5 protein-coding genes are annotated in these 6,035 nt (G+C 61.5%); all 5 read right to left on the minus strand.

Annotated features, from left to right (window positions below; genetic code table 11):
• Positions 1–29 precede the first annotated feature (29 nt).
• The gene (gene cmoB, locus ACKUG4_RS25950) at positions 30–986 is read right to left on the minus strand and encodes a tRNA 5-methoxyuridine(34)/uridine 5-oxyacetic acid(34) synthase CmoB (RefSeq protein ID WP_064599221.1); all 957 of its coding nucleotides are present in this window, start codon (positions 984–986) and stop codon (positions 30–32) included.
• Complete coding sequence (cmoA, locus tag ACKUG4_RS25955; protein WP_236191106.1) at positions 983–1,690, minus strand: carboxy-S-adenosyl-L-methionine synthase CmoA; 708 nt, start codon at positions 1,688–1,690, stop codon at positions 983–985. The genes cmoB and cmoA overlap by 4 nt, the downstream gene beginning before the upstream one ends.
• 215 nt (positions 1,691–1,905) lie before the next feature.
• The gene (locus ACKUG4_RS25960; RefSeq protein ID WP_178076211.1) at positions 1,906–2,550 is read right to left on the minus strand and encodes a lysoplasmalogenase; all 645 of its coding nucleotides are present in this window, start codon (positions 2,548–2,550) and stop codon (positions 1,906–1,908) included.
• Between the two features lie 2 nt (positions 2,551–2,552).
• Positions 2,553–2,945, minus strand: coding sequence for a protease inhibitor I42 family protein (locus ACKUG4_RS25965; RefSeq protein WP_085649323.1), 393 nt, complete (start codon positions 2,943–2,945; stop codon positions 2,553–2,555).
• 315 nt (positions 2,946–3,260) lie between these two features.
• The gene (lon, locus tag ACKUG4_RS25970; RefSeq protein ID WP_445435122.1) at positions 3,261–5,684 is read right to left on the minus strand and encodes an endopeptidase La; all 2,424 of its coding nucleotides are present in this window, start codon (positions 5,682–5,684) and stop codon (positions 3,261–3,263) included.
• Positions 5,685–6,035 lie beyond the last annotated feature (351 nt).

Raw genomic sequence — 6,035 nt, forward strand, 5'->3', positions numbered from 1 at the left:
AGGGGATCTCCTATTTCCGGAGGTCGGGGTTACTTCTTCGCGACAATCACCGCCCGCATCGGCGCCGGCAGTCCTTCGATCGTCTTGCTGTGATCCTCAGGATCAAGGAAATCGCTCAGCGACTGATACTTCATCCACTCGGTCCCGCGCTGTTCTTCAACGGTGGTGGTGCTGACATCCACGCATTTCACATCGGTGAAACCGGCACGACGCAACCACAATTCCAGCGCCGGCACCGACGGCAGGAACCACACGTTACGCATCTGCGCATAACGGTCTTCCGGCACCAGCACCTGATGCTTGTCGCCCTCGACCACCAGCGTTTCCAGCACCAGTTCGCCACCCTTCACCAGGCAATCTTTCAGCGCCAGCAAATGCTCGATAGGCGAGCGGCGGTGATAGAAAACACCCATTGAAAACACCGTGTCGAAACCTTCCAGATTCGGCGGCAGGTCTTCGAACGGGAAAGGCAGGTGCCAGGCATTCGGCTCTGACAGATAACGCTGCACCGCCTGGAACTGGCAGAAGAACAGCCAGTTCGGATCGACGCCAATCACGCTGTCGGCGCCGGCACCTAGCATGCGCCACATGTAGTAGCCGTTACCGCAACCGACATCGAGGATGCGTTTGCCCTTCAGATCCAGATGCGGAGAGACCCGCGACCACTTCCAGTCCGAGCGCCATTCGGTGTCGACGTGCACGCCGAACAGATCGAACGGCCCCTTGCGCCACGGCGACAGCCCCATCAGCGCGGTGCGCATCTGGGCGCGGGTTTCGTCGTCGCAATCGGTGTCCAGTTTCAGGCCGTCGAGCAGGTCGACTTCGGTCGGCTGGATCTTCGGCAGGGCGTCCAGCGCACTTTGCCAGCGCTCGAGATCGCCGTGGCCCTTCTCCATTTTCTTGTCGAGCTGCACTTGCAGGGTGCTGGCCCATTCGGCCAGCGGCGTGCCGGCCAGACGGCGGGCGAGGGGGGACAGATCAATCATGGCAAGGCAATCAACGAGGCAAAGTTAAGACACTGGAACCACGGCACGACTTTCGAGAACCCGGCGGCCAGCAGGCGTTCGCGGTGTTCTTCGAGGCTGTCGGGCTTCATGACGTTTTCGATGGCGCTGCGCTTCTGGGCGATTTCCAGTTCGCTGTAGCCGTTGGCGCGTTTGAACGCGACGTGCAGATCGGTCAGCAGCGCGTGTTCCTCGGCATCGTTGAAGCGCAGCTTCTCCGACAGAATCAGCGCGCCGCCCGGCAGTAACGATTGGCGGATGCGCGCCAGCAACGCCGTGCGCTGATCCGGGGCAATGAATTGCAGGGTGAAGTTCAGCGCTACCACCGAGGCCGGTTTGAAGTCGAGGGCGAGGATGTCGCCTTCGATCACCTCGACCGGCAGCAACTCCTGGAACATCGAATCCTGACCGTTGAGGTATTCGCGGCAGCGCTCGACCATGGCGGCCGAGTTATCCACCGCGATCACCCGGCAACCGTCGGTGCGCACATGGCGACGCAGGGCTTGGGTCACCGCACCGAGCGATGAGCCGAGGTCGTAGAGCACGCTGTTCGGCTGGGCGAACTGCGCTGCGAGCACACCGAGGTTTTCCACGATGGTCGGATAACCCGGCACCGAGCGCTTGATCATGTCCGGGAACACCCGCACCACGTCTTCGTTGAAGGCGAAGTCAGGCACCTGGGCCATCGGCTGGGCGAAAATGCGATCGGGTTCTTTGCTCACGGCGGTTCCGGCGGTGTCGATGAAAAGGCCGGCATTTTAGCCAAACTGGCGCGCAGATGCGCGGGTTGTCTGATAAACCGCTTTGCAGCGGGTGATCGTTCCCACGCTCCGCGTGGGAATGCATCCCGTGACGCTCTGCGTCACTTACGCAAAGACGCAGCGCGTAGTAACGATCGGTTTCAGAGGTCGGGACGTTTGGTTTGGGAGAACGCCGATGCCGCAATCCCCCACTGCCCCAGCCAGTAACTGAGGATGATGATGTAAGGCGCCGCATTGAACGGTGACACGAACCGGTTGATGCCGATCACGCTATCGGAGAACACGAACGCCACCGCGCCGCCCGCCGCCAGCAACGCCGAACGCTGAGGTACGCCGCTGCCGAGCCGGGCTAGGGCGCGCCAGAGCATGGCGCTGATGGCCGTTCCGTAAACGATCACCGGCACGGTCAGCGGCCCCAATCCGCTGGAAATCAGGATGCCCAACAACACGGCGCCCACACTGAGCGCCAGGATCAGCGGCAGCAGGGCCACGCGCCGGCAATCGCTGAGGTAAGCCTTGAGATACGCCAGATGCGCGACCAGAAACGCACCCAGGCCAAACACGAACAAATCCCCCGGCCACGCCAGCAACACGTCACCGATCAACGAGAAAATCAGGCCGAGGCTGATCCAACGCCGATAGTCGCTGGGTGGCGCGTCATGCAGCCAGCCGAGCAGCGCCAGTACCGGCAACGGCTTGACCAACAGGCAGAGCAGCGCCGCGTGGGTGCTCAGGCCGTAGAGGAAAGTCACCGCGCCCATCAGCGCGAGGATCAGCCAGCCCACGATCAGTTCACCGAAATGGCGCAGTCAAAGGTCTCCACCGGCAACACTTCCGGCGCCCACGGTTGCTGCGAAGTCAGGCGCAGGCGCCCGGTGCCGGGGGCGAAAGCCTGGAAGCGCCAGGTCGAGAGGCCGGCCGCGCCGACCACGCCGGCATCTTCCGGATTGCTGTAGACCTCGGGGCTGAGGGCGCGCAATACGCCGCCGGCGGAATCCTGGATGGCCCAGCGGTAACCGGTGGTGGGGTTGCTCGGGAGCGTGACGATGAGGTTTTGCCCGTTGGTAAGGCGCACCGGGCATTCGCTTTGTTTTTCCACGGTCACGATGGTTTTCGGTTGCGTGGCGCAGGCGGCCAGCAGGGCGAGGGACAGGGGGACAAACAGGCGAAGGGGGGACATGGATTCAGTGGCTCCGGCTTTGGCGACGAACGGCGAGCATAACTGAAGATGAGACAAAGTGTGACAACGCCAGGCTTGGCGTCATTCTTCAGCATCGCCGGCCCTCACCCTAACCCTCTCCCAGAGGGAGAGGGGACCGACCGAGATGTCTTTTGGGATACATCGACCTGAAAGATCGAGTTGATTACGGATTCAGTGAAGAGCTTTCAGGTCGGCGTATCTCTTAAATATCCCCCACTCGGCTCCCTCTCCCTCCGGGAGAGGGCTGGGGTGAGGGGCTGCGATGCCAGCCCCCCTCAATACCTCAAGACGAAATCAAAAAAGCACCTTCGCCACATCCGCAAACTTCTTGGCGAAATGCACGGTGATCCCTTCCTTCAAGTAATCCGGCAGCTCTTCGAAGTTGCCGCGATTCGGCTCCGGCAAAATCAGTTCGAATATCTTCTGCCGCCGCGCCGCAATCACCTTCTCGCGAACCCCGCCAATCGGCAGTACATGCCCGGTCAGCGTCAGCTCGCCGGTCATCGCCACACCTTTTTTCGGCGGCTGGTTACGGGCGAGGGAGAGCAGGGCACTGGCCATGGTCACGCCGGCGCTCGGGCCGTCTTTCGGTGTCGCACCTTCAGGGACGTGCAAGTGAACGAAAGCTTCGTCGAAGAATTTCGGATCGCCACCGAAGGATTTGAGGTGCGAACTGACGTAGCTGTAGGCGATCTCCGCCGACTCCTTCATCACATCGCCCAGTTGCCCGGTGAGTTTGAAACCACGATTGAGCGTGTGAATCCGCGTGGCTTCGATCGGCAGGGTCGCGCCGCCCATGCTGGTCCACGCAAGGCCGGTAATCACACCAGTGCCGGACAGCACCTGCTCGTTGCGGAACACCGGATGTCCGAGCGACGCTTCGAGGTCTTTCGGGCCGATCTTGATCACCGCTTTCGGATCCTCGATCAGCTTCATCACCGCTTTGCGCACCAGTTTGCCCATCTGTTTTTCCAGCTGGCGCACGCCGGCCTCACGGGCGTAACCGTCGATCAAGGCCTTGAGGGCGGTGTCGCTGATGCTCAGGCTGCCCTTGGACACACCGGCCTTTTCCAACAGTTTCGGCCACAGGTGACGCTTGGCGATGGCGACTTTTTCTTCGGTGATGTAGCCCGACAGGCGAATCACTTCCATCCGGTCCAGCAACGGGCCGGGGATCGAATCCAGGGTGTTGGCGGTGCACACGAACAGGACTTTCGACAGGTCCATCCGCAGGTCCAGATAGTGGTCGAGGAATTCGACGTTCTGTTCCGGGTCGAGGGTTTCCAGCAGCGCCGAGGCCGGGTCGCCCTGATAGCTCTGGCCCATCTTGTCGATCTCGTCGAGCATGATCACCGGGTTCATCACTTCGACGTCTTTCAGCGCCTGCACCAGTTTGCCCGGCTGCGCGCCGATGTAAGTGCGGCGGTGGCCCTTGATTTCGGCTTCGTCGCGCATGCCGCCGAGGCTGAAGCGGTAGAACGGCCGGCCGAGGGATTCGGCGATCGATTTGCCGACGCTGGTTTTACCCACGCCCGGCGGGCCGACCAGCAGCACGATGGAGCCGCTGATCTCGCCTTTGTAGGCACCCACCGCGAGGAATTCGAGGATCCGATCCTTGATGTCCTCGAGCCCTGCGTGGTGCTTGTCCAGCACCTTGCGCGCGTGCTTGAGGTCGAGTTTGTCGTCGCCGTACACGCCCCACGGCACCGAGGTCGCCCAGTCGAGGTAGTTGCGGGTGACCGCGTATTCCGGCGATCCGGTTTCGAGGATCGACAGTTTGTTCATCTCTTCTTCGAGACGTTTCTGCACCTGCGTCGGCAGGACCTTGCCTTCCAGGCGCTGCTCGAACTGTTCGAGGTCGGCGCTGCGGTCGTCCTTGGTCAGGCCGAGTTCCTGCTGGATGACCTTGAGCTGTTCTTTGAGGAAGAACTCGCGCTGATGCTCGCCGATCTTGCGGTTCACTTCGGCGGAGATTTCTTTCTGCAGGCGCGCGACTTCGACTTCCTTGCGCAGCATCGGCAGGACTTTTTCCATGCGCTTGAGCATCGGTACGCAGTCGAGCACTTCCTGCAGCTCATTACCTGTCGCCGATGTGAGGGCGGCGGCGAAGTCGGTCAGCGGCGACGGATCGTTGGGGCTGAAGCGGTTGAGGTAGTTCTTCAGCTCTTCGCTGTACAGCGGGTTGAGCGGTAGCAGTTCCTTGATCGCGTTGATCAGCGCCATGCCGTAGGCCTTGACCTCGTCGGTCGGCTCGGTGGGCTGGTGCGGGTATTCGACTTCCACCAGATACGGCGGGCGATGGTGCTTGAGCCAGGTCTTGATGCGTACGCGGCTCAGGCCCTGGGCGACAAATTGCAGTTTGCCGTTTTCGCGGCTGGCGTGATGCACCTTGACCAGGGTGCCGTATTGCGGCAACGCCTTGGTGTCGAAGTGGCGCGGGTCTTCCTGGGGCGTGTCCATGAAGAACAGGGCCAGGGAGTGGTGTTCGGATTTGCTGACCAGTTCGAGGGTTTCGGCCCAGGGTTCTTCGTTGACGATGACCGGCAGGACCTGGGCCGGGAAGAACGGGCGGTTGTGGATCGGGATGATGTAGACCTTGTCCGGCAGGTTCTGGCCGGGCAGGGCCAGGCCTTTGCCGGGGACGTGGTGTTCGATGTGTTCGGCGTCGGTTTCGGTGATGTCGTCGGGGTTCTCGGGGAATTCTTGCTGGTCGCTCATGGGGCACCTGCGCAATTGGGTATGGCTGTTAGATGGGGCAGGGTTTGGGTGGTTTCAATGGGGGTGGGTGTTTCTGCTTGTGTGTTCAGGGTTTTGACAGGGTTTTGGGCTTGGCGGCCTTAGAGCCGGCCATGCTCTGGGTGTTTGGGGTGAATATCCGTTTCTGCGGGTGTTGCCGCTGGCGGTTCCGCTCTTACAGCGGCTCACTTTTCCAAACGCCGAAAAGTAAGCAAAAGGCTTGGCCCCTGCGTTCGGCGCCTCGCTGTGGCTCGGCGTTCCTTCGTTCCGGGATTCATCCGGGGGCATCGCCTACGGTTTGCTTCGCTGCACCTCCTCTCGATGCATGCGGCT

This window comes from Candidatus Pseudomonas auctus, from assembly GCF_048654275.1.
GTDB classification, from domain to species: Bacteria; Pseudomonadota; Gammaproteobacteria; order Pseudomonadales; family Pseudomonadaceae; genus Aquipseudomonas; species Aquipseudomonas pharyngis.